This window comes from Pseudomonas sp., from assembly GCF_048265905.1.
Lineage (GTDB): Bacteria > Pseudomonadota > Gammaproteobacteria > Pseudomonadales > Pseudomonadaceae > Aquipseudomonas.
Genome location: NZ_JBLXAP010000003.1, coordinates 216,889 through 240,173 on the forward strand (window position 1 = coordinate 216,889; position 23,285 = coordinate 240,173).

19 protein-coding genes and 1 pseudogene are annotated in these 23,285 nt (G+C 53.2%); 12 read left to right on the forward strand and 8 right to left on the reverse strand.

Translation table 11 applies throughout. The features are described from left to right. Window positions 1–6 precede the first annotated feature (6 nt). Both ACN0UH_RS06520 and ACN0UH_RS06525 read right to left on the reverse strand, forming a co-directional pair. A complete protein-coding gene (locus tag ACN0UH_RS06520; RefSeq protein ID WP_417661296.1) occupies window positions 7–594 on the reverse strand; it encodes a glutathione S-transferase family protein in 588 nt (195 codons plus the stop codon). After that, window positions 591–1,019, reverse strand: coding sequence for a VOC family protein (locus ACN0UH_RS06525; protein WP_417661297.1), 429 nt, complete (start codon window positions 1,017–1,019; stop codon window positions 591–593). The genes ACN0UH_RS06520 and ACN0UH_RS06525 overlap by 4 nt, the downstream gene beginning before the upstream one ends. Before the next feature lie 123 nt (window positions 1,020–1,142). Between ACN0UH_RS06525 and ACN0UH_RS06530 the strand changes: the two genes are divergently transcribed. Continuing rightward, a complete protein-coding gene (locus tag ACN0UH_RS06530) occupies window positions 1,143–2,072 on the forward strand; it encodes a LysR family transcriptional regulator (RefSeq protein WP_417661298.1) in 930 nt (309 codons plus the stop codon). Here the strand turns inward: ACN0UH_RS06530 and ACN0UH_RS06535 are convergent. The 3 genes from ACN0UH_RS06535 to ACN0UH_RS06545 form a co-directional block, all read right to left on the reverse strand. Beyond that, window positions 2,069–3,343 carry an OmpP1/FadL family transporter gene (locus tag ACN0UH_RS06535; protein ID WP_417661299.1) on the reverse strand — a complete coding sequence of 425 codons (1,275 nt, stop codon included), beginning with the start codon at window positions 3,341–3,343 and terminating at the stop codon, window positions 2,069–2,071. The genes ACN0UH_RS06530 and ACN0UH_RS06535 overlap by 4 nt on opposite strands. A 276-nt stretch (window positions 3,344–3,619) precedes the next feature. Then, the gene (locus tag ACN0UH_RS06540) at window positions 3,620–4,624 is read right to left on the reverse strand and encodes a DUF2860 family protein (protein ID WP_417661300.1); all 1,005 of its coding nucleotides are present in this window, start codon (window positions 4,622–4,624) and stop codon (window positions 3,620–3,622) included. Between the two features lie 655 nt (window positions 4,625–5,279). Then, the gene (locus ACN0UH_RS06545; protein WP_417661301.1) at window positions 5,280–5,978 is read right to left on the reverse strand and encodes a cytochrome P460 family protein; all 699 of its coding nucleotides are present in this window, start codon (window positions 5,976–5,978) and stop codon (window positions 5,280–5,282) included. 540 nt (window positions 5,979–6,518) lie between these two features. On the opposite strand from ACN0UH_RS06545, the pseudogene ACN0UH_RS06550 reads away from it, so the two are divergent. Beyond that, window positions 6,519–6,962, forward strand: a pseudogene (locus ACN0UH_RS06550) (DUF58 domain-containing protein); the annotation flags it as partial. Window positions 6,963–7,039: 77 nt separating this feature from the next. On the opposite strand, the gene ACN0UH_RS06555 reads toward ACN0UH_RS06550, so the two are convergent. Genes ACN0UH_RS06555 through ACN0UH_RS06565 form a run of 3 tightly spaced genes read right to left on the reverse strand, consistent with a single transcriptional unit; the run spans window position 7,040 to window position 9,739 of the window. Next, window positions 7,040–7,966, reverse strand: coding sequence for a carbon-nitrogen hydrolase family protein (locus tag ACN0UH_RS06555; protein ID WP_417661302.1), 927 nt, complete (start codon window positions 7,964–7,966; stop codon window positions 7,040–7,042). Between the two features lie 11 nt (window positions 7,967–7,977). Continuing rightward, window positions 7,978–9,501 carry a sodium:solute symporter family protein gene (locus ACN0UH_RS06560; RefSeq protein WP_417661303.1) on the reverse strand — a complete coding sequence of 508 codons (1,524 nt, stop codon included), beginning with the start codon at window positions 9,499–9,501 and terminating at the stop codon, window positions 7,978–7,980. Next, window positions 9,494–9,739 carry a hypothetical protein gene (locus ACN0UH_RS06565; protein ID WP_417661304.1) on the reverse strand — a complete coding sequence of 82 codons (246 nt, stop codon included), beginning with the start codon at window positions 9,737–9,739 and terminating at the stop codon, window positions 9,494–9,496. The genes ACN0UH_RS06560 and ACN0UH_RS06565 overlap by 8 nt, the downstream gene beginning before the upstream one ends. Before the next feature lie 175 nt (window positions 9,740–9,914). Between ACN0UH_RS06565 and ACN0UH_RS06570 the strand changes: the two genes are divergently transcribed. The 10 genes from ACN0UH_RS06570 (at window position 9,915) to ACN0UH_RS06615 (ending at window position 23,108) form a co-directional block, all read left to right on the forward strand. Continuing rightward, window positions 9,915–10,835, forward strand: coding sequence for a LysR family transcriptional regulator (locus ACN0UH_RS06570; protein WP_417661305.1), 921 nt, complete (start codon window positions 9,915–9,917; stop codon window positions 10,833–10,835). A 563-nt stretch (window positions 10,836–11,398) separates the two neighbouring features. Continuing rightward, complete coding sequence (locus tag ACN0UH_RS06575; protein WP_417661306.1) at window positions 11,399–12,367, forward strand: AAA family ATPase; 969 nt, start codon at window positions 11,399–11,401, stop codon at window positions 12,365–12,367. A gap of 13 nt (window positions 12,368–12,380) precedes the next feature. Continuing rightward, window positions 12,381–13,331 (forward strand): DUF58 domain-containing protein, encoded by a 951-nt coding sequence (locus ACN0UH_RS06580; RefSeq protein WP_417661307.1) that lies wholly within the window; start codon window positions 12,381–12,383, stop codon window positions 13,329–13,331. Then, entirely contained in the window at window positions 13,328–13,834 is a 507-nt protein-coding gene (locus ACN0UH_RS06585) for a DUF4381 domain-containing protein (RefSeq protein WP_417661308.1), read from the forward strand. The genes ACN0UH_RS06580 and ACN0UH_RS06585 overlap by 4 nt, the downstream gene beginning before the upstream one ends. Further along, a complete protein-coding gene (locus tag ACN0UH_RS06590; protein WP_417661309.1) occupies window positions 13,821–14,822 on the forward strand; it encodes a vWA domain-containing protein in 1,002 nt (333 codons plus the stop codon). Before ACN0UH_RS06585 ends, ACN0UH_RS06590 begins: the two co-directional genes overlap by 14 nt. Before the next feature lies 1 nt (window position 14,823). Then, window positions 14,824–16,422 carry a VWA domain-containing protein gene (locus ACN0UH_RS06595; protein ID WP_417661310.1) on the forward strand — a complete coding sequence of 533 codons (1,599 nt, stop codon included), beginning with the start codon at window positions 14,824–14,826 and terminating at the stop codon, window positions 16,420–16,422. Next, the gene (locus ACN0UH_RS06600; RefSeq protein ID WP_417661311.1) at window positions 16,419–17,735 is read left to right on the forward strand and encodes a BatD family protein; all 1,317 of its coding nucleotides are present in this window, start codon (window positions 16,419–16,421) and stop codon (window positions 17,733–17,735) included. The genes ACN0UH_RS06595 and ACN0UH_RS06600 overlap by 4 nt, the downstream gene beginning before the upstream one ends. A gap of 32 nt (window positions 17,736–17,767) precedes the next feature. Further along, complete coding sequence (locus tag ACN0UH_RS06605; RefSeq protein ID WP_417661312.1) at window positions 17,768–18,775, forward strand: HAD family hydrolase; 1,008 nt, start codon at window positions 17,768–17,770, stop codon at window positions 18,773–18,775. Window positions 18,776–18,875: 100 nt separating this feature from the next. After that, window positions 18,876–20,462: an arylsulfatase gene (locus tag ACN0UH_RS06610; protein ID WP_417661313.1), complete on the forward strand. Its 1,587-nt coding sequence runs from the start codon at window positions 18,876–18,878 to the stop codon at window positions 20,460–20,462. 102 nt (window positions 20,463–20,564) lie between these two features. After that, entirely contained in the window at window positions 20,565–23,108 is a 2,544-nt protein-coding gene (locus ACN0UH_RS06615) for a fused MFS/spermidine synthase (RefSeq protein ID WP_417661314.1), read from the forward strand. Window positions 23,109–23,285 lie beyond the last annotated feature (177 nt).

A 23,285-nucleotide genomic window follows, 5' to 3' on the forward strand; every position in this document is an offset into this window, starting at 1 on the left:
ATCCACTTAGGGCTTGGCTAGATAACCGGGTAAAGCCTCTACTCGGCTCATCCAACGTGCGATATGGGTGTACGGCGTAAGATCCACGCCTCCTTCAGGGGCAAGTACGACGTAAGGGTAGACTGCACAATCGGCAATTGAAGGGCGGCCAATCGCAAGCCAATCATTGTGTTCCAAGTGTTTATCGAGGAATGCGAGTGTGACTTTCGATTTTTCCAGCGCCACCGACTGATCCAGTTCGACTCCAAACTTCTGCACAAGACGCGCTGCACACAGGCTGTGATCAACCTCATTAGCCGCAAAAGACAGCCATTGCACGATTTCAGCTTGACCTTGAGCATGAGCGGGCCACCAGGCCAAACCACCGTAGACACCTGCCAAGTAAACAAGAATGGCTTGCGAGTCCCGAATGATCTGAGTTCCGTCTTCCAGGATCGGCAACTCACCCAGCGGGTTTAGATCTAATAACGGCGCTTTCTTGTGCGCACCGTTCAGAAAATCCACCGCAACTATTTCAAGCTCAATATTGGCCAAAGACGCTAAAAGTCTGACTTTGTAGCAATTGCCAGAGACATCTAAATCGTACAGTTTCATTGCTTATCTCCATTAATCAACTGATTGAATTCAAGTACATTGCCATCGGGATCGCGGATAAACAGTGCGACACGTCTAGGGCCGATGTGATGGGGTCCTTCAGTGATAGTGATGCCCTCTTCGCACAACCAAGCCTCAAGCGCCTGCAGGTCATCAACAACGAATGCCGGATGCGTCATTCCCGGTAGTTTCAGCGGCGCGTCCAGCAACACGTTATGGGCTTTGGGCTGACGTGCGCCGTTGAAAATCAGGTTGATCCGAACGCCGTCCGAACTGAGCATCTCGTTGGCTTCGTACAGGGGAAAGCTGGCACTCTCGACGAAGCCAAGTGCCTGATAAAAAGCAATGGCTCGGTCTTTGTCGCTAACTCGAATGCCGATATGGTCGTAAGCACAAATCCGTGCAGGGCTGGTTCGATGGTTCATGTGCTTGCAGCTCCAAGTGACAAGGTCCCTGGAGTTTCAGCGTAATTTTCGGTTTTACCTATGGTGTGAACCTGACAATACTTATGCGCAAATCGCACAAATCGCACAAATCAGAAGGTGACAATGGACAGGCTCAAAGCAATGGCCAACTTCGTGCGCATCGTCGACAGCGGTAGCTTGAGTTCAGCGGCAGATGCTACAGGCCAGTCGGTAGCATCCTTAGTGCGCTCACTTGCGGCTTTGGAGCGCTATTTAGGGGTTCGCTTGTTGAACCGCAGCACTCGGCGCATGGCCTTGACTGATGAAGGTGAGGAATACCTGGGCTGGAGTCGGCGTATGCTCGCAGATTTCGATGATATGGAGCAGCACCTGGAAGCTCGGGACGGCACCGTTCGCGGCCTGTTGCGTCTCACTGCACCCGTGGAGTTTGGCCAGCGCTTCATCGCGCCACTGGTTAATCAGTTTCTCAGGCTGCACAGCGAAACAAGCGTTGAGCTGACGCTAAACGACCACGTGGTTGCATTACTTGATGAGCGCCTCGATCTTGCACTGCGCATCGGTCATCTGCCTGACTCGGCCATGGTGGCACGGCAGGTCGGTGCAACTCGATTGATAACCTGTGCAAGCCCTGACTATCTTGCTGGCGCCCCGGCGGTTGATACCCCTGAATCGCTACAGAAGCACAAGTGCGTGACACTCGCCTCGCAAGGAAGGCAATGGTACTTCCGCCATAAAGCTAAAGAGCTGGCTGAGACAATCGCCCCGCGACTGGTTTGCAATCAAATACGCGCCGCCAAACTATCCTGCCTGCAAGGCATCGGCATTACTCGATTGATGCATTATCAAGTTGCGGATGACCTCGCAGAAGGCCGACTGGTCAGGATTCTTAAAGACTTTGAGCCTATGGACTTGCCGGTTCAGCTAGTCTACCCGCACGCCTTGCAGCTCTCACCGCGCGTGCGGGCTTTCGTTGAATGGGCGTGTCCACAGTTGGAACAGATCACGCCGAACCCCAATGACGAGCCAGGTGTGACAAAGAGCCGAGGCGTTTAAAAACGCCAGGTCGCGCCGCCACCGATAACGTGGATTGCGGCATTCTTGTACTCACCGGACAAGGTCTCGCCGTTACGCTTACTCTGATCAACACTCATATCGCCCATCCATATGAGTGTGTAATTCATGTTGACCGACAGCGTCTCATCCACTTGGTAGTTGAACCCCGTCGCAAGACGCCAAGCTTCCCCAACGGGTACATCTACCGTGCGATCTTTGTCATCAACGGCAGAGCTGTCATAGCCGACGCCCATGTTGAGCCGCAGTTTCTGAGTGATTTGATTTTGTGCGCCCAGCGAGGCATGCCAGGTGTCTTTATAGCTGCGGTCTACCGAACGCGAGACAGATGAGCCATCAGGATTACCGTCGACTTCTACGCCAATCTTGCCGAACTCGCTCCAATCCTGCCAACCCAGACTGCCGAGCACTGTCCATTGGTTATTCAACTGGTGTGAAATGCTCGCTAGAACCGTCTGTGGTACGGTCATATCGACATTAAGCTGATCTGCATTGATACGGTTAAGCGCACCACTCAATAGCGGATTGGTGATGCCATCAAAGTCAGGTTTATCTTCAAACTCAAGATCGATTTTGCTGACGTAAGACAGGCCTAGCTTAGTGCGCTCAGAGAGGTTGTACATGATGCCGACGGTAGCTCCCATGCCCCAATCGGTATCTTTGTACTTGAGCTGACCATCATCTGCATTGCCCAACCCCAGTGGATTGTTATCCACTGCTATTTCAGTGAGAAAGCGGCCAAACATGATACGAGGGCCAATACCGACCGACAGATCATCAGTCACCTTGTATGCAATAGTTGGCTGGAAAGCGAGGCCAATCAGCGATGACTTTTGGGTGAAATAGCGCCCCGCCCAGTCATCGTCATAGTTCACAGCCAGACCGAAGTTGCCAACCATGCCGAAGCCGATAGTCGCGCGTTCATTGAGTTGATGACTGATAAACGTACTGCCACTCGGAAAGTACTTAAGAGCATTGCCGCCTTCGTTGCCGCCGAAGGTATTATCATCATCACGGGAGAACTTGACGTTACCCAGCAAGAGCTGGCCATTAGCGCTGACCTGAGTCCCAGCAAGCGCGGTCAAACCGGCAGGGTTATTCATTAAAATACTGGGGTCGGTTGCCAACACTGCAGCACCGGCATTGGCTAGGCCTGCCCCCTCCTGCCCCACTTCATAAAGCATTATACCGCCAGCCCAGACTTTCCCTGTAATGCCCAACAGCGCGATAGACAATAATACTTTGTGCAGCATGGCCTGAAATACCTTTCATTTGTGTATTAATACTTAACTGTCCAGCTGTTTGTACTGCACTTAAAAATGCACGATTGGCGTTGAGTATAATAGCCCTTACCCAACTGTCCATTCAGTCAAATTCGCGTACATCCACCTAATTGCAGCTAACACACGGCTGTTAATTTCATCATGCGATAACGACAACGGCCGCAGACTATGCCACACATGATCTATCACTGTGCATTACAGATACTGATCAATGTGACACAGCCAAAGCGGCCATTTCAGTGAATATTAGAAGTTGTAAAGCATACCTAAGCTAAGACTCTTGATACTGGTGTCATAGAAGTCAATATTGCTGTCTTCCTCGCCGTAGTTAGCAACAACTCGTGCACGCCAATTCTTCAGGCCAAACGGCTCTTTATAGGTCGCGGCAAAGGAAATACCCATGCGATCCAAGTCGGCCTTTTTGTCGTAGATCGGATTGCTGTCATCACTTTCCAAATGTCCGGCTGTCAAATTGGTCACCAGCTCCCAGCGGTCAAAACCGGTGTAAGCATAGTTAAGCTCCATTTGATAACCGTCCATGGACATCGCATCGCCATCAAGATCGCGATTTATGTAGCTGAGGGTTGGGATCACAATATGGTCACGGCCAATGCCCCAGACATAACGCACATCGAGTTTGGACTCATCGCCTTCACGATCAAGCAAGCTGCGCTGCGCCGAAGTCAGGCCCAATGCATCGCCGCTGTTTTCGTCGTCGATCTCGATCTTACGATGGGTATAGGTCACATCGAAACCAGACTCAAAGATGTGTTCCCAAGCCATGCGCGCACCGGAGCTTGAGCGGTCGGTTTCTTTACGTTTGCCATTAACCAGATAAGGGTCTTCCCAAACTTCTACTGGCGTCGAGGCAAGTACGCTGGCGCTGACATTACCGAAGTGACCAATGCCTTGGCGAACACCCAGAGCAAGGGTGCCATCTTGGGTCAGGAAGTCTTCTAGTTCGGTACCGCCAAAGATAACGGTGCGGCTGCCTTGCAATTTATAGGACAGGCCAAAAGCAGGCACAATTTTGCTGAAGCTTTTGCTGTCCGGGGAGCTGTTTAAAGAGTCGATACGACTGTCGCTGACATCTGTTCCGGCCAAAGTTGCGACGGTGTTGCTTTCCATGCGGTTGGTGCTGGCACCAAGGTATGCATAACCACTGAAGCCATCTTTTTCTGGGATTCGGTCGAAAGCTTGTGCAGAGCACGCTACCGCCATACCGAGAGCTGTAAGGGTAAATCTACGCATGTGGAACTCCTGTAAACGCAGTTAGGCCAGATAGATGATCAATAATGATTGGTGCGTCAGAACACGACGAAACTAAATTTTAGCCCCGAGCGCATTAACCTCACTCGAACCTTAGCCTAATTTATACAAAAACCCAGATATCCAACGCACAAAATACTGCTATTGAAGCGCAAGACTCTGACCATTTGAGTCAACAACTGAAGGATACAGGCTTAGGAATATCCAGCTATTGATTGCATTTGTGCTGCCGCTTGAGATTCGTTGCGGGCATCAATGATACGCTGAACCGATATGGGGCAAGCAAACGCTAGAAGCACAAACCCTCAGGCCAGCGGTATTCCCCGAAACACAGCGAACTAGCCTGGAATATGATTCAGAGATGATGTTCGAACCCAGCAACAAATCTCCCAACCATAGCTGCCACCATGTGCGACAACAGCAGGCGCACCTGTTTGCTCGAGGATGGAAGAGGAAAAGTCGTTAGCTAGCAGATCAAGGCAGGAGTGATTCAAACAGCAATGGTTCACCATGTTGATCATCTATCGTTTGACTAGTGCTAACAATGATGAAGACCATTGAACGCGACGAAAGCATGAGAATGACAAAGCAGCGTCGTGTGTCATTTAGCACACGACGCTGACAAAAGCGGCCCGACTTACTGCAAGCCTAAGTGCAAGTCACTGAACACATAGTCTGTGTCTTTGGCATTAGCCACATGGCAACCTGCACATTTTTCATATGGCAGTACTTTGGCTGTCTGAGGATAAGACTTGTCGTCCTTGGCCGGGCCATATGAGAAGTACGCCCAGTTACCTGGTGCATCAGGGAAACGCTTAGCGTCTTTCACCATATAAGTGACGCCAAAGAAATCATTTTGGAAGATTCCCTTGCCGTGACTCGTAACGCAGACACCTGTGACTTTGTCACACTTACCTATGCTCTGAGGCCAGTGTTTGCCATTGTTCTTCGTACAGCTACCGTTGTTTTTGTCGCAATCTTCAGACAGGCGCGACTCACTGAATTCTTTGACGAACTGAGTACCGTCAGGCCACTTATTGGTAGCTTTGTATATCGCTAGCGCAGTTGGCTCGACATAAGTATTGCCGAACTGAACGCCCTCTCGGATGCTGCCATCGAGGATGGTTCTGCTGCCCGGTGGGGTCGCGAACGTGCCGATATGCGTCCAGTTGCGATAGCCCTCTGGGATGTGGGCTGTATCAGCAGCGACAAACTTGGCTTTTACGCCCTCATCGAGGGTTTCAGCGGCTTGAGCAACACTGCCAAACGCTGTAAGCGAAAGAGCGAGCAGAAGCCATTTTGAGGGGTTGCTGAGGACCTTGGCGTTAATAAGCATATTAATTTCCCTATCTATTATGTTGTTCCAACCATCACGGTGCTACGACCATCAGCTGCTTGAGTTTCCTCTGGGATGCAGAGCATTGACCAGCACGGTCTCTTGCTCTGTGCCTTGAGTAGCAATGCTTTACGGCCATGACAAAATACTGCGCCCGAACACCCACAGCAATTAGACCGGGCTTGATTCAGTTGCGACCCGAACTTTCGTATTGTCAGATTTAGTAATTGAGGTCGCGCGAAATCCCCTACAGAAATCCACCCTTAAAACAGCAGGACTGGCATTTTCCGTGTCGGCTTATGGTTGGAAAAAGCATATTTCAACGCGATTACGCTTGAACCAAGCCTGAACGTGACACTTTCAAGACTCAGCCGACGCAACCAACGGACCGCTATACTTGAACGCTCTACAACATGCATGCCTAGCCGCTCCCTGCATGCTGTCCCGGCTAAACAATGAGCCTGGCTTAAGATCAATGAGTTTAAAGTCACCAAGCCTTGCCGACGGTTTCCACTCCTGGCTCATGACCGCTTTTCATTTCAATTGCGACACTACATACCCGGCGATAACTTGCGCCATCTCGACTGGCGCGCCTCAATGCGCTACGGCAAGCCATTTGTGCGCAGCTTTACCGAAGAACGCGACCGCCCGACCTTGATTCTTGTCGATCAGCGCATGAGCATGTTCTTTGGCTCGCAGCGCAACTTCAAATCCGTCACCGCAGCCGAGTTGGGCGCACTTTGTGCCTGGATTGCCTTGCAAGCTGGCGACCGGGTTGGCGGGCTGGTGTTTGGCGATGAACGCATCGAACATATCCGCCCTCTGCGCAGCCGTTCACGCGTTGAAGCCTTGTGCACAAGCATCGTGCGACAAAATCAGATTCTATCTGCGATACGCCCCGATAATGAAAACGTTGATCAATTAGACCAAGCATTGCGCAACTGTTTGAAGCTTGCCGGTCACGACCATCTGATCTGCTGCATCCTTCGATACTTAAAGCCATTCACTGGTGTTTTTTTGAAGGCCGAAACCGTTCTTAGAAATCCCCATTGAAAATAACGTCAGTAATGAACCGGTTTCTTTTCTTCGGTATCAACCTTTAGCGAGAACACATCGGGACGTGAGTAGTGGCCTACTGGGTCGAAGTCGAGCTTGCTTTGGATCAGCGTTGCATTATCGAGCTCGGCGTACAGAATGCAGCGTTGATCATGCACGGGACCGGCAATCACCTCCCCTAAAGGGCCGATGATGGCGCTTGCCCCGTGCATAAGGACCTGCTCTGGATCATCGCCGAGAACGCTACGGTATTGCTCGCCATATTCCCCACGTTGAATGTACTGGCATGCACTGAGCACATAGCAGCGCCCTTCCATGGCGATGTGCCGCATTGAAGGTAGCCAGCTGTCACGGCAATCAGCCGTGGGCGCACAGTAGATTTCCACCGCCTGGGCATACATAGCCAGTCGCAAGGCTGGCATGTAGTTTTCCCAACAAATCACCGCGCCAATATTGCCCAACTCACTTTCAACCACACCCAGGGTCGAACCATCGCCAAAGCCCCAGATCAAGCGCTCTGTTCCGGTCGGCATCAGCTTACGGCGCTTGCCGACAACGCCTTTGTGCGGATCAATAAACACAACCGTGCAGTAAAGCGTCGAGCCACCACGCTCGATAATGCCCAGCACCACGAAAATATCGTGTTCATTGGCCGCCTGCATGATGAGCTTCAGTTCGGGGCCATCCATGTCGACGGCCCCTTCGAAGTATTTCTGATAATCCTGACGCCCTTCCGGCAGCCGTCGGCCGACGGGGGCATCAAAGGTCAGGCCTTTTGGGTAAGTCCCCAAAAATGCTTCGGGAAACACGACAAGCTCGGCATTGTTGCTAGCAGCTTCCTGAATCAGCGTGCAAGTTTTACTGGCGGTTGCAGCAGCATCGAATGGAACGCTGCTGTCTTGAACCACGGCCACTTTTACATGAGATTTCATTCCAATTTCCTTTAGCGAGGGGACTGGGCAAGAACGGGGATTTGTTTTGCATCACCTTTATCACTCAGGTATGCGTCGAACATGCCGTGGAAGTCTTCGATTGACTGCTCCGAAACTTTGCGACTGCAGCAACTGATGATCAGGGTTACGATGATATTGATAGCAAGACCCGGCAGGGTTGGCCCGATGGGAATATCCAGGTTCAGGGTGGCCAAGACTGCCATGGTTGACGTGCCCGCCAGCAGGCCATAGAAAGCGCCGGTTTCGGTGATCTTGCGCAGGTACAGCACGCCGAGCGCGGACGGCACCAATTGCAGGCCTAGACCAAACCCGAGCGATGCCACCGGCACCAAGAAGCCAGAACCACCGGGAAGCATGGCCAACACAAAGACAATAACGGTCAACGTTGCCACGGCTAAACGGGTTGTCCGGGCGATGTCCTGATCGGTAAACGGGCGATTGCGCAAACGCACCAGAATATCTTCAGTCACCAGACTTGCCGAAGACAGGAGTTGGCTGTTGATCGTAGAGATAGCGGCCGCGAGGATGCCTGCAACAACAAAAGCTCCCATAGCGGGAAGATGAGCACTATACAACTGCGGCAGGATGGTGTCGCTATTGCCAGCATTGAGCGTTGGCACTATGCCTGGAATGACTGCGGCGGTACCTACGATCAAAGGGATGATTGCCATCATCCACGAGTTCCAGAAAGGAGTTGCCATCGCTACTTTACCCAGCACCTCAGGGGACGCTGCTGAGTAGAATTTCTGCCACATATGCGGCAATACCCAAGCACCAAAACCAAGTCCCAACCATAGCTCAAGCATCTTCCAGGGCTTGCCTGCGTTAACCAGCAACTCTGGTTTGACGCTGGCAATATTTGCGAACATTTCCAGGCCTCCGGCCAGACTGACAACATAAAGCGCGGTAAATACCAGGATAGAAGCGAAGAATATCCCCATGAATGAATCAGTCCAGGCTGTACCCTTGAAACCGGTCCAGAGCACGATTATGCCCACCATCGCCGAGGTCACTGTTACGCCAACAACATAAGGGATGGCTCCATTGGTCAGTGATTCCAAGGCCTTTGCGCCTCCGACGACCTGAATCAACATGACTGGCACCAAGGCTACGATACCTACCACAGCTACAGCGATGCGCAGACGTTTGCTGTTGTAGTAACGCTCGATCATTTGCCCTGGGGTGGCGAAGCCGAACCGCTTGCCTGCCAACCAGATTCGAGTACCGAAAACCCACACGAAAATGCCGTGAAAAATGGTCCATACGGCAAAACCGATAAACCAGACGCCCTCACGAAAATACGCGCCGAAAGACCCCAGCAAAGTCCAGGTGGAGAAATAGGTCGCGCCCATAGAAAGCATCAAGACCAAGGTTCCCGTGTTGCGGCCACCGATGACGAAATCTTCTGTGCTAGGTGCCGAAGTACCGCGGTCATTGCGTTTGGACAAATAGGAAATAATCAGAAAAGCCACGATGAATCCGCCAAGGATGGCCAACGTCATACTGTTATCCATGGTACTTCTCCTCGACAATCGGCTTGGCTTTCAGCTTGGCAATGAAGGGTTTGAAATAGAGCGGATATATGGCCAAAACACAAAGCGTCAGAATCAGGTTGCAAGCAAGCGTCAAAGCCAGTGGCTGCGGCAGATAAGCCACCAGTACCGGAGCATTGAAGACGCCCAGATATGGCAACCAGGTCAATACCAGACAGACACCTATCGTTATCCACAGCAGGTTCTTTATTGTTTTCATCGGTGGTCCCCGAGCAGAGCAAGGTTTTTAGGCAAAGGTTTGAACTGCTTCGATGGTATAGCGGCCCAAGCGATGCTTAAATTAGAATTTCAAGCATGCCGCGTTGCTAAAAAGACAACAGCCCCCCTGGCAGGATGTAAACTGTTGCCGTGAAGAACATGTACATGGGGGCCTCATGCAGATCACAACATTCCGATACTTCCTGGCCGTAGCTGAAACCGGTTCCGTGCGTCAGGCAGCAGAGAACCTGCATGTAAGCGCCTCGGCGATCAGCCGACAGATTCAGAACCTTGAGCACAGCTTTCGCTCAACGCTATTTGAACGACGCCCATCCGGCATGCACCTGACTGAAGAAGGGATAATTCTGGCCCAACACATGCGCCGAACCATTCGCGAAATGGAGTTGGCCCGCGCCCGAATTGATGATGTGCACGGACTGATAACCGGCACCATTCGTTACGCAACGATCGAAGGCGTCGTACAATCTTGGTTATTTCCAGCTTTCGCAACTTTCCAGGAGCAATATCCAGGCGTCACCTTTGAGGGTGACATCATGGGCAGTGAGGCGGTTCATGCTGCGCTCAAGACAGGTCATGCCGATTTTGGGATCGCCATGCAAACAGCTCCTTACACTGATCTGGGCCCTTCCGTCGATGTACTGCAACGTATCGAGACGCGCTTCAGAGCTCTGATGAAGGCTGATCATCCCCTCGCCTCGCGAGAGCGCCTGACACTGAATGATCTCGAACCCTACCGACTTGCCATGCTAGGGCCAAGCTTCCAGACTCGCAGACAAATAGATATCGCGGCCCTACACCAAGGCCTCAACTTGAACATAAGGTTCGAGTTGAACCACATTGAGTTGCTCAAACGCTACGTTCAGGTCACCGGAGAAATTACAGTTCTTCCGGATTATGCCCTGCGACATGAGTTAGAAGACGAACGTATGACTGTCATCGATATTCATCTGAGAGATATCCCGCCAAGTTCGACCATTCTCTGTGTGCAGAAAGGGCACTGCATGCCCCGCGCCACCGAAGTTTTTCTCAGTCACTTGCAAGATCAAAACATTCGTCTCGATCTCTTAGGGGAATAACTGATTAAAGGTGATCGTCCTTTAACAGGATGATCAGCTCGAAAAAACTAATCACTAAAGGCCATTCAAAAGTGATTGAGCGCGACAGAGTTACAGCGGCCCGTCTTATTTCAAGCCTAGAAGCAAGTCACTGAGCTCATGGTCTGTGTCTTTGGCATTAGCCACATTGCAACCTGCACATTTTTCATATGGCAGCACTTTAGCTGTCTGCGGATAAGACTTGTCTTTTTGCAGGCGCCAGCCAAGACAATATTATTTGCCCCAAGCATCCTGTATAAACGCTCAAAAATCATGACCTTGGGCAAGCCATGCCCTCAAGTTATGGTCTAGACTTTTAAGAAATGCGCTACAGCAATGGCGCTGCGTTTTATGTAGTGATTTTTACAATCGGAGATAGCTGTTTAGACGGCCAAATGGTTTGCTGAAACCCAGTTAACAGCTAGAGTTAACCGGGTATTCAATGCTCTAAATTTATATGTATAAATCCAGCTCCTGCTACCAAAGCCGTGCGCCTGGGTGCAATTGACTGTATTAAGTACTGCAACGTTGTTAAGGAAGAGTCCATGGATTGCAGAGAACAAGTTGTCAATTTAGAACGTTTCGTTGGCCAGCGTGTGCTAGGACAACAACAGACAATTAGGTATGTGATTCTGGGGTTGTTGGCCAACGGGCACATCTTGCTCGAAAGCCTCCCCGGCCTCGCTAAAACCCGCACGGTCAAAGCCCTTGCCAAGCATCTCGATGCCCACATGAGCCGCATCCAGTTCACGCCTGATCTCTTGCCTTCGGACATCACTGGTGGGGAAATCCTTCAGCAAGTTAATGGTCAAAACCAGATCAAGTTCCAACCGGGGCCTTTGTTTGGCAACGTCATACTCGCGGACGAAATCAACCGTGCTCCGGCAAAAGTGCAAGCTGCCTTGCTTGAGGCGATGGAGGAGCGGCAAATAACTGTCGCTGGGCAGACCCACCCGATGTCGCAATTATTCATCGTACTGGCAACGCAAAACCCCATCGAACAGGAAGGCACTTACCCGCTTCCCGAAGCGCAGATGGACCGCTTTTTGATGAAGCTGGTGATGGATTATCCGCATACTGAGGACGAAGCGCAGGTGCTGCGCATGTTGCGATCCGAGGATCAAGCCAAGACTGCGGAGCAAGAAATGCGTTTGGCCCAAGAGGTGATTTTCGCAGCACGCCAGGAAGTTAATGCCGTCCATGTCTCGGAGGCTATAGACCGTTACCTGATTGACCTGGTCAACGCGACTCGCTACCCAGCCGACTATGACGCCGATCTTGCCCGCTGGATTCATATTGGCGCAAGCCCACGCGGCGGCATCAGCCTGGACCGGGTTGCCAGAGCCCATGCGTGGTTATCGGGCAACGACTTCGTTTCACCAGACGATGTGCGCGCAGTTATACACCCGGTACTCCGGCACCGACTATTGCTCACCTACGACGCCGTTGCCGATGGCGTAAACGCCGACCAAGTGCTGGATCGTTTGCTCGACAAGGTGGCAATACCCGCCTGACAGGAGCAATACCATGCAGTCTTCCAAGACCGCTGCAGACGGGTTCGTTTACGCATCATTGCCGCAGCTGATGGCATTTGAGCACCGAGCCCGCGGCCTGAGCTTTATGGCTCGTCAGTCGCTATCAAGCGTTCTATCCGGCAATCATGCTTCACGCCTGCGCGGACGGGGCTTGAGTTTCGATGAGTTGCGACATTACATGCCTGGCGATAACTTGCGCCATCTCGACTGGCGCGCCTCAATGCGCTACGGCAAGCCATTTGTGCGCAGCTTTACCGAAGAGCGCGACCGCCCGACCTTGATTCTTGTCGATCAGCGCATGAGCATGTTCTTTGGCTCGCAGCGCAACTTCAAATCCGTCACCGCAGCCGAGTTGGGCGCGCTTTGTGCCTGGATTGCCTTGCAAGCTGGCGACCGGGTTGGCGGGCTGGTGTTTGGCGATGACCGCATCGAACATATCCGCCCTCTGCGCAGCCGTTCACGCGTTGAAGCCTTGTGCACAAGCATCGTGCGACAAAATCAGATTCTATCTGCGACACGCCCCGATAATGAAAACGTTGATCAATTAGACCAAGCATTGCGCAACTGTTTGAATCTTGCCGGTCACGACCATCTGATCTGCATCATCAGCGACTTTGCGGCCACCAGTGATCGCACCTTGCAGTTACTTCGCGAGCTAAAAACTCATAATGACGTAATCGCCATGCAGGTTTACGACCCTATCGCCCTGAAGCTGCCAAGCAAAGGTCGGTTGATGGTTACGCAGGGCGAGTTGCAAGTTGAACTGCAAATCGACCACCGCAAGGTAAGCAAACCATTGGGCGACTTTCTCACGGGTCGTCTTAGCCAAGTGGCCGAAATGTTAAGGCTCAGCCAAGTACCGCTGATGATGTTCAGCACTGGCGAAGACAGCCTTGAACAACTGCGCCAAGAATTGGGCAGACTTGCACAGGTGCCACGATGACCCGCACGGATGCGCCCAATATCAGCCAGTTAAAAGAGTTGGAGCTGACGACTCCAGCCTTTAGCTATTTCCCACAAACCTGGGGCTGGCTTGTGCTCTTGCTCGTTATCCTGGTGACCCTCAGCGTCTGGGCGGTGCTGCGCTGGCGCCGTTGGCGGCGCAATCAATATCGCCGCGACGCCTTGCTTCGGCTGGCACAACTACAAGACGAAGCCAACCATGAACAACAGCGCCTGCGCGCTTTGCGTGAGGTTCCCGAGCTAGTCAAACGAGTGGCGCTATCAATGCCCAACTCACCTGAAGTCGCCAACCTGAGTGGCGCTGACTGGCAGCGTTTTCTGCAAAGCACAAGTAGTGCGCCCCTTCCGCCTGATCTTAGCCAGCGGCTCTCGTTGCTGGCTTACGGGCCACAAGCACAGTTGGCGACCTTAAGTCAGGAACAGCTAGACATGTTATTCAGCACTTGCAGGCAATGGATCGAGGCTCATCATGTGGCAGCTTGATTATCCTTGGCTGATGCTGCTGTTGCCATTGCCGTGGCTGGTTTTCCACTACATGAGTGAGTACCGCGAATCACGCAGCGCAGTACGCGTGCCGTTTTTCGGGGCACTGAGCCAAGCCGCAGGGCAACAACCCGGGCAACCTCATTCAGGCGGTGGCCGCTGGCAGCTGTTTATCAACCTGCTGGTGTGGGCGCTGATACTCTTTGCCTGCGCCCGGCCTGTCTATGTTGAAAAACCGATTGAACATACACAGCCAACCCGTGACTTGATGCTCGCCATCGACATTTCCCAATCGATGGAAACCCGCGACTACACCAGCGCCAGCGGCCAGCAAACTGACCGCCTCAGTGCCGTCAAGGATGTGGTGCGTGACTTCATTGATGAGCGCAAGGATGATCGCATCGGCTTGATCGTCTTCGGCACCGGGGCGTTCCCGCAGGCGCCGCTAACCCTGGATCATTCCAGCCTGCATATATTGCTTGATGAAGTTGGAATAGGCATGGCCGGGCCCAATACTGCGCTGGGTGATGCTATTGGCTTGACAATCAAGCTGCTGGACAAAGCCAAAGAGCAGGAGAAAGTATTGATCCTGCTCACCGACGGCAACGATACGGGCAGTGCAATCACCCCGGACCACGCAGCTGACCTGGCCGCCAGTAAAGGCATTGTTGTACACACCATAGGGATTGGTGACCCACAAGCAACGGGCGAATCCAAAGTTGATCTGCAAACCCTGCAAAATATCGCCAGCATTACCAAGGGCCGCTTCTTTCGCGCCGACGATCGTAATGCACTGAAGCAGGTCTACGAGACGCTTGATCGGATAACCCCACACAAAGTCAAAACCTTCAGCCATCAACCCAAACGCGACCTATTCTGGTGGCCTTTAGGTGGCGCACTGCTATTGCTGGCACTTAGTCAATGTCTGGCTGCCCTTTCGGCTCGAGTGTCCTCAATTGGCACGCCTCGATCGCAACAGGAGCGATGAGATGGATATCGACCTGAGCGCTTTTCACTTCCTGCGCCCTCTCTGGCTACTGCTATTAGTGCCCGCAATAGCGCTTCCCATAATCTGGGCGCAGCGCCATGACCTCAGTCGTCAGCTGCAGGGCGCTATCGCCCCGCACCTGCTAAAACATCTGGTGATAACCCCGCAGGACAATCATCGTTTGCGGCCCGTGCATTTGCTCGCAGCCATGCTAGCTCTGGGCGCCGTGGCCGCTGCGGGACCGACTTGGCAACAGGATCGCCCAGACTTTCTTGATGACCGCGCGCCCCTGATTCTGGCGGTAGACTTGTCGCCATCAATGGATGCCGACGATGTGCCGCCGACACGCCTGAGCGCAGTACGCAATAAACTGCACGATCTGGTTGAGCGTCGCGCTGGCGCACGCACAGCGCTTATCGCCTATGCCGGAAGCGCCCATCTGGTGTTGCCTGCGACCGACGATCCGGCGCTGTTGGATACCTTCCTGCAGGCGCTGTCCACCAACCTTATAGAGAAAGCCGGGCGTGACGTGCCGGGCGTAATCGATCAAGCCAAGCGCTTGCTGGAAGCGGAAAATAGCCCGGGGACTCTGGTACTCATCACTGACGGCGCCGACCCCGCCCTGAATCAACAGATCGGTCAGCATCTCAAAGGTGTTGATCTGCAAGTTCTGGTGCTCGCCGTTGGCAGCAACAACTCAAGCGTGGTACGCAACGCTCAGGGTCAACCCAAGGTTGATGCCAGCGGTCGTCCGATGGTTGCTAACTTTGACAGCAAAGCACTTCAAGCACTTGCTGACGCGGCCAATGCTCCGCTTGGCAGCTTGACCCTTAATGATGATGATCTGGATTGGATAGAGCTACACGCCCAACGCCACTTTCAAGCGGTCAGCGACCAAGGACAAGAGGTTCACTGGAAGGATGCAGGCTATTGGCTGTGCTGGCCGCTGCTGCTGATCGCGCTGGTTTGTGTGCGGCGAGGCTGGCGTGTGCACTGGTTGGCCAGTTTACTGCTGGCTGTAGGCCTTGGTTTACCCTCGGCACCCGCTCAAGCAGGAGCGTTTGCAGATGCCTTTTTCACCCCGGACCAACAAGGCCGCTGGGCTTTCGAACACCAACGCTACCCGCAAGCGGCGGCGCACTTCAGCGACCCCTATTGGAAAGGTGTGGCCGCTTATAACGCCGCAGACTTTGACGCAGCCTTAGTCAGCCTGGCCAACCTCGATAGTGCCCAGGCTTATTTCCATATGGGCAATAGCTACGTGCGCCTATCCCGCTTTCCCGAGGCGATAACGGCTTACCAACAAGCACTTAAACGACAGGCCAAATTCCCTGAGGCCAGCAGCAACCTAGCCCTCGCGCAGGCCCTGCAGAAAGACTACGAAAGCCAGCAAGAGGCTGGCACGCCTGACGAAAAGCCGGATGAAATCAAGTTTGATAACAAAACCAACGAAGGCAAGGACACGCCCCAAAAAGTGACCAAAGCGGCATCAGATCAACTTTGGTTAGAGAACCTGAACACCTCGCCAGCTCGCTTTCTCAAGCAGAAGTTTTTTCTTCAGGATGCTAAGCGCCAGCAGGAGATGGAGTCTTCGCCATGAAATACTTGATCCTGCTACTTAGTTTACTGTCTTTATCGGTCTGGTCCGCCGAGCCGACATTGCTTGTCGACAGCCGCCTGACGCCTAAACAACAAGTGTTGGTCGGCGGCACGGTTACACTTGAAGTCGACCTGCTTGTCGATACCTGGTTCACCAGTGCTCCGCAACTGCCAAAGCTAGAACTGCCAGGCGCAGTGGTGTCTGCGCCAAGTTCGCAAGCCACCCATCTTACTCAAAAGCGCGATGGGAAAACCTTTTTCGGCCTACGCTTTACTTACCGGATCACCCCCCAACAAGCGCAGACTTTCGACATCCCAGCGCTTAGCATTCAGGTGCAACCGGGACAAGGTAGTAAGCCGCAAACGGTGCAGACTCAAGCGCAAAAATTCAGCGCAGTACAACCTGTCGGCGCCAATGATCAAGAACATGTACTGGTTGCCGAACAAGTCACCTACACCCAGACTATTGTTCGCTCTCACGACCCGCTGCGAGTTGGCGATAGCGTTAGCCGTCAACTCAGTGTCCGCGCCGAAGGGGCTCAGGCCATGCTGATTCCAGCACCGGAACTGGCTGAGGTGAATGGACTTAAACAGTACGCGCAAACACCAGACATTCGACCGATGGATAATGGTCGAGGTGACATTACGGGCGGCATCCGTAATGACACCATCACCTATGTCGTAAGCGAGCAGGGTAACTACACATTGCCCGCTATAGAGCTGAAATGGTGGGACCAAGCCGGGCAACCCCAGATTGCCTCTATCCCCAAAGTCACCTTCAAGGCCCAAGGCGAAAGCGGCTACAGCGGACCTTTCTCGATCAGCGAAGATTTGCGCCAGCTTGGACAAAACACTCAACTTCATATTGCCCGTCATTGGCTGCTATTGAGCGTTTTAATAGTGCTGGCCGCGCTTATTGGTTACTTCGGTAGAGCCTACTGGCATCGCGGCTGGCAATTTTTTCTACAGCGCCGGGCCGCACGTCAACAGGCTTGGCGTGATTCACCTGATTTCGCATGGCAACAGCTTCAGGCATGTCTAAACGACCAAACACTTCCCGTCAGTGAGCTCTATCGTTGGGTCAAACGAAGTGCGGATGCGGACACACTACAAGGTGCCGCGAAAAATTTACCCTCGCATCTTGGAAATCAACTGCTAATCTTCTTGAAAGCGAGCTACTCTACGGACAAAACTGCTCTATCTCGGGCTGCTGAGCAAAAAAAGACACTCACTAAAATCCGCGAATTATTTAAAGATATCCGCACTGCGCCTCCAGCGACAGGAACACTTAAACCGCTTAATCCAAAGCACTAAGAATTTGCTGACTTGAAAACGAGGATGGATCCATGCGTCGATTAATTGCGCAAACTTCATGGCGCGGGCTGGTCGCATTACTGTTGGCTTTACCATTGCTGGTTCAGGCGGCCGATGAATTACCGTCATGGAACGAAGGCGCCTCGCGTCAGGCCATCGTAGAGTTCGTTCAGTCGGTAACCAGCGAAGGTAGCAAGGATTATGTACCCGTTGCTGAGCGAATTGCCGTCTTCGATAACGACGGCACCTTGTGGAGCGAGCAGCCGATGTACTTTCAGCTGTTGTTTGCTCTAAGTGAGGTTAAACGACTGGCGCCACAACACCCTGAATGGAAAACCGAACAACCGTTCAAGGCCGTCCTCGAAAACGACCGAAAGACCCTTGCTGCCAGCGGTATGGATGGCCTGATGAAGATCGTTGGAGCCACTCACACTGGAATAAGCACAGCCACATTCAATGAAAATGCTGAGCGTTGGCTCACCAGCGCCAAACACCCCAAAAGCGCAAAGCCATTTACTGAAATGGTGTTTCAGCCAATGTTGGAGCTGCTTGATTACCTACGCGCCAATGGCTTCAAAACCTACATCGTTTCAGGTGGCGAAGTGGAATTTATGCGTACCTTCGCCGAGGAAGTCTACGGAATACCACCCGAGCAAGTAATCGGCACAACATTCGTTACCCAGTTCCAGGATCAGGATGGCAAATACTCGATCTTGCGTGAACCAAAACTGGCGCTTAACGATGATGGCCCGGGCAAACCAGTAAGCATTCAGTCAATCATTGGACGCCGGCCAGTTTTTGCCTTTGGCAATTCCGATGGCGACCTGCAGATGCTGCAGTGGACCACCGCGGCCGAGGGCAAGCGCTTCGCGGGCATAGTCCATCACACCGATGCCAAGCGCGAATGGGCCTATGACCGAGACAGCAAGATCGGACGACTCGACAAGGCGCTTGATGCAGCCAAAGTCAATAACTGGACAGTTGTAGATATGGCCAAAGAGTGGAAAAACATCTACCCCTTTGAGCTGAATCAACCTTAGGCCTTTTTTCAATAAAAATGCCAGTAACAGCTTGATTCATGTACTACCCTTTTAAACCACCGCTGCAGTTGTCAAATTCGTACACAAAGGAAATACGAGCATGAGAACCCCTCGAAAATGGATACCGCGAGTCGCACTCGCGATGGCCACAGCCATAAGCGCATCAGCCGCATTCGCAGCAGACAAACCCAATATTCTGGTGATATTCGGGGATGACGTTGGTCAAACCAATATCAGCGCTTATGCAAAGGGCGTTGTAGGTTACCAGACACCTAACATCGATAAGATCGCCAAAGAAGGCATGATCTTTACCGATTACTATGCGGAGAACAGCTGCACCGCTGGTCGCTCGACCTTTATCACTGGCCAGACTGCATTACGTACGGGTCTGTCCAAAGTCGGTATGCCAGGTGTCCCAGTTGGTCTGCAAGATCGCGATGTCACCATCGCTCAAGCGCTCAAGCCTCTTGGTTATGCCACAGGACAGTTCGGTAAAAACCACTTGGGTGACCGCGACGAATACCTGCCGACCAACCACGGCTTCGACGAGTTCCTTGGCAACCTCTACCACCTCAACGCCGAAGAGGAACCTGAGCGTCCTTACTGGCCAAAAGACGACGAAGCGTTTACCAAAGCAGCCACACCGCGCGGTGTGATGAAGTCGAGCGCCGACGGTAAAATCGAAGACACCGGAGCGCTTAACAGCAAGCGCATGGAAACCATTGACGACGAGACTACCCAAGCTGCAATCAATTTCATGGACAAGCAGGTCAAGGCCGACAAACCGTTTTTCGTGTGGATGAACACCACACGCATGCACGCCTTCACCCACGTACGTGACTCGATGCAGGGCCAAAGTGGCATGCCCGGCAACGAATATGCTGACGGCATGCTCGAGCATGATGGACATGTAGGCCAGTTGCTGAAGAAAATCGATGATCTGAAGATCGCCGACAATACCATCGTGATCTACACCACGGATAACGGCCCAAACCAATGGTCATGGCCGGATGCAGCGACCACGCCATTCCGCAACGAGAAGAACTCCAACTGGGAAGGTGCCTACCGAGTACCCGCGATGATTCGCTGGCCAGGCAAGATCAAGCCAGACACCATCTCTAACGAGATCTTCTCAGGCCTTGACTGGTTCCCAACCTTGCTCGCTGCTGCCGGTGATACTGATATCAAAGATCGCCTGCTTAAAGGAACAGAAGTTGGCGACAAGGAGTTCAAGGTACATCTGGATGGCTACAACCAACTTGACTATCTGACAGGCAAAACTGACAAGAGCGCGCGGAACGAGTTTTACTATTTCAGTGACGATGGCGACTTGGTCGGTATGCGCTTCGACAATTGGAAACTGGTGTTCTGCGAGCAGCGTGCTCCAGGTGGCTTCGGCGTTTGGAGCGAGCCTTTCACTTGCCTGCGAGTGCCTAAGCTATTCAACTTGCGCATGGACCCTTACGAGCGCGCAGATGTGGTGTCTGACCAGTACTACGACTGGATGGCGAAGAACGACTATCTGATCTTCCAAGGCACACGCAAGGCTGCTGCATTCCTGCAAACCTTTGTCGACTATCCGCCAAGCCAGCGCCCAGCTAGCTTCAGCATCGACCAGGTTCGCGCCGATGTAGACAAGAAGATCGAAGCCAAGATGCAAGAAGCAGAAGCTGCAAAAAAACAGTGATGTAAAACATGGCGTCTGTCTGCTGCGGACGCTATCTTAAAAAACCTGCGACGGGGCAACCTGTCGCAGGTTTTCTCATATCAGATAAGGCACTTTTTTTTAATGTCCTCAGCCGCCAACTCGTCTCGCGCCCGCTCTCGGGGTGCGGTTGCTGATACCCCGCTTGCTCTGCCCATGTTGATTCCCGTGTTGCTGCTGTTTATTTCCGGCTGCGCAGCCTTGGTCTATCAGGTGCTTTGGGTTAAACAACTTTCTCTGGTGGTCGGGGTTGAGGTTTATGCGATCACCACGGGCATCAGTGCATTCTTCGCCGGTCTTGCCTTGGGCGGCTTAGTTTTTGGCCGTTGGGCCGACCGCATGAGTCGTCCGATTCAGCTGTATGCAGTGCTGGAAGTGATAGTCGCCGTACTCGGGATTGCGGCGACCTATGCCTTGTCGCAGTCGGCAGGCCTATTTGCACGGCTCGAAGACAGCACTGGTCTGCTTGCCTGGCTGCTACCCTTTTTATTAGTCGGCTTACCTGCGTTTTTCATGGGCGGAACATTGCCGGTGCTGGTGCGTGCTTTATCTCCGGCTGATGGCCGCCTCGGTGAAGCAGGCGGGCGCCTCTACGCAGGTAATACGGCTGGCGCCATCGCCGGTACACTGCTTGCGGCTTTTTTTCTGATCCCACAATTAGGGGTCACTGGCAGTGCTTATGCTGCAGCCCTGCTGAACCTGGTCGCAGGCGGCGGTGCCTGGCTCGCGCGGCGCGGTGATCAAAGGCTGCCTAAACCTGCAGTGGCCAGCCCTGCCCCTCGTTCAAACACAGCACGCATGGCCATTGCCTTGTATTGCATCGCTGGTGGCGTAGCGCTCGGCTACGAGGTGGTCTGGACTCAATCAATCGTGCCCTTCATGAGCACTCGAGCCTTCGCTTTCTCTGTAGTCCTAGCCACCTATCTCACGGGGCTGGTACTTGGCAGTGCGTTATACGCGCGCCGCGCCGATCGCATTTCTGACCCATGGGGATTATTCGGGCTGTTAATTGCCACGGCAGGCTTGCTTGCCTTATTACAGATTTCCGGCCTCGGGCGCTGGCTGATCATTGCACAAACCCAAGCGGAGATGGTGGTGTTGCAACTGACCGGCAACGACCTCGCCGGAATGTCCGCCCGCTTTGCCGTCGCGGCGCTGTGCGTGGTGTTTCTGCCCACAACCTTACTCGGCGCTGCCTTTCCTTTGGCGTTGCGCCTGGCGGTCAACAGTAATCACGTCGGCCGAGATGTTGGCACCGTGGTTGCGCTCAACACCCTTGGCGGTATTGTTGGAGTGGTGCTTACCGGCTTCGTCCTTGTTCCTGAATTGGGATTGGTGCGAACGCTAGTCGTGCTGGCTGTAATCGCTGCATTGATTGGCGCCATTGCAGCCCTCAAAGGTGCTGCGGTTGGCAAAGGCATGCGCTTCGCCGTGCTAGCGATTGGCTTGGCCACTGTTATTGGCGGCGCACTGACTCCACCACAGCGGCTTGCCGATCTGTTGCCGGGGGCGCGCAACGGCAAGATCGTGTTTTATCAAGAAGGTCGTAGCGGCACGGTCGCAGTGGTCACTCAAGGTCGAGCTGAACGCCAATTTAACCGCCTGTATATCCAAGGGGTTTCCAACACCGGCGACGCGATGCCTTCGCTGCGCTACATGCGCTTGCAAGCCCTGCTCCCTTTGCTGATCCATAAAGGTCAGCCACATTCGGCGCTGGTAATTGGTTTTGGTACAGGCATCACCGTCGGCGCCATGTTGCGTTATACCGAGCTGAAAAAACCTGTGGTCGCCGAATTGCTCCCGGAAGTGCTTGAAGCCGCGCCGCTATTCAGCGGCAACTATAATGCTGCTGAAAGCCCGCAACTGGACATTCGTTTACGTGATGGTCGCCGCGAACTGCTGCGCAGTGCCGAGCGCTACGATTTGGTTACTCTGGAACCGCCGCCGCCATCCGCCGCCGGAGTAGTTAATCTCTATTCCCGCGACTTCTATGCTCTGGCTGCCAGTCGCTTGCAGCCCGGCGGGCTAGTGGCGCAATGGCTGCCGCTGCCCACGCAAAACATCGAAGACAGTCGTTCATTGGTGCGCAGCTTTATCGATGTATTTCCCCATGCCACGTTATGGACAACTGAACTCCATGAGATGCTATTGATTGGCTCGCTTGAGCCCATGCCGCTATCAGTCCCGGATATTCAGCAACGCTTCGCACACCCACAAGTCGCTGAGTCACTACGCGAGGTAGGAATTGACTCGCCTGCGGCGTTGCTCGCTACATGGATCACCGACCGCCAAGGCCTTGAGCATTTTGTGGGTGATGCGCCCGCCGTCACTGACGATCGCCCACGCATTGAGTACGCCCCTTGGGTGCGCTCGAACGAAATCATCCGTGTATTGCCAGCACTGCTTGAGCTGCACAGCGCGCCGCCATTGGTCGGTGCTGACGATGCCTTCCGTGCTGAGGTCGCCAGTAACTGGAAGCGCCTGCAGCACTTTTATGCGGCGGGATTGTTTTCCTATCAGCGTGATCGCGAAGGCTGGACCCGCGAAGTTCGCCAACTACTCAAAACTGACGGAGATAATCCGTATTACCGCTGGTTTCTGGGCCTGCCCCAAAACGGCTCGAACTAATTCTGTTACCCCATCCTCTAACCTGCAGCTAGATCATGCTCTAGCTGCGGGTCTCTTCGCTTTATATCCACACGGGTTTGACTTGATAAAACAAGCCTCCCCTGAAGATAGGTCGGCTGCCGCGCTGCAAACACTGATAATTTTAATCCGGCTATTGCCAGTTACTGCGCCGCTGAC

What these genes read in the sequence shown, in the direction of transcription:
- ACN0UH_RS06520 (WP_417661296.1), bottom strand. Translation starts at nt 594, where the DNA reads ATGAAACTGTACGATTTAGATGTCTCTGGCAATTGCTACAAAGTCAGA.
- ACN0UH_RS06525 (WP_417661297.1), bottom strand. Translation starts at nt 1,019, where the DNA reads ATGAACCATCGAACCAGCCCTGCACGGATTTGTGCTTACGACCATATC.
- ACN0UH_RS06530 (WP_417661298.1), top strand. Translation starts at nt 1,143, where the DNA reads ATGGACAGGCTCAAAGCAATGGCCAACTTCGTGCGCATCGTCGACAGC.
- ACN0UH_RS06535 (WP_417661299.1), bottom strand. Translation starts at nt 3,343, where the DNA reads ATGCTGCACAAAGTATTATTGTCTATCGCGCTGTTGGGCATTACAGGG.
- ACN0UH_RS06540 (WP_417661300.1), bottom strand. Translation starts at nt 4,624, where the DNA reads ATGCGTAGATTTACCCTTACAGCTCTCGGTATGGCGGTAGCGTGCTCT.
- ACN0UH_RS06545 (WP_417661301.1), bottom strand. Translation starts at nt 5,978, where the DNA reads ATGCTTATTAACGCCAAGGTCCTCAGCAACCCCTCAAAATGGCTTCTG.
- ACN0UH_RS06555 (WP_417661302.1), bottom strand. Translation starts at nt 7,966, where the DNA reads ATGAAATCTCATGTAAAAGTGGCCGTGGTTCAAGACAGCAGCGTTCCA.
- ACN0UH_RS06560 (WP_417661303.1), bottom strand. Translation starts at nt 9,501, where the DNA reads ATGGATAACAGTATGACGTTGGCCATCCTTGGCGGATTCATCGTGGCT.
- ACN0UH_RS06565 (WP_417661304.1), bottom strand. Translation starts at nt 9,739, where the DNA reads ATGAAAACAATAAAGAACCTGCTGTGGATAACGATAGGTGTCTGTCTG.
- ACN0UH_RS06570 (WP_417661305.1), top strand. Translation starts at nt 9,915, where the DNA reads ATGCAGATCACAACATTCCGATACTTCCTGGCCGTAGCTGAAACCGGT.
- ACN0UH_RS06575 (WP_417661306.1), top strand. Translation starts at nt 11,399, where the DNA reads ATGGATTGCAGAGAACAAGTTGTCAATTTAGAACGTTTCGTTGGCCAG.
- ACN0UH_RS06580 (WP_417661307.1), top strand. Translation starts at nt 12,381, where the DNA reads ATGCAGTCTTCCAAGACCGCTGCAGACGGGTTCGTTTACGCATCATTG.
- ACN0UH_RS06585 (WP_417661308.1), top strand. Translation starts at nt 13,328, where the DNA reads ATGACCCGCACGGATGCGCCCAATATCAGCCAGTTAAAAGAGTTGGAG.
- ACN0UH_RS06590 (WP_417661309.1), top strand. Translation starts at nt 13,821, where the DNA reads ATGTGGCAGCTTGATTATCCTTGGCTGATGCTGCTGTTGCCATTGCCG.
- ACN0UH_RS06595 (WP_417661310.1), top strand. Translation starts at nt 14,824, where the DNA reads ATGGATATCGACCTGAGCGCTTTTCACTTCCTGCGCCCTCTCTGGCTA.
- ACN0UH_RS06600 (WP_417661311.1), top strand. Translation starts at nt 16,419, where the DNA reads ATGAAATACTTGATCCTGCTACTTAGTTTACTGTCTTTATCGGTCTGG.
- ACN0UH_RS06605 (WP_417661312.1), top strand. Translation starts at nt 17,768, where the DNA reads ATGCGTCGATTAATTGCGCAAACTTCATGGCGCGGGCTGGTCGCATTA.
- ACN0UH_RS06610 (WP_417661313.1), top strand. Translation starts at nt 18,876, where the DNA reads ATGAGAACCCCTCGAAAATGGATACCGCGAGTCGCACTCGCGATGGCC.
- ACN0UH_RS06615 (WP_417661314.1), top strand. Translation starts at nt 20,565, where the DNA reads ATGTCCTCAGCCGCCAACTCGTCTCGCGCCCGCTCTCGGGGTGCGGTT.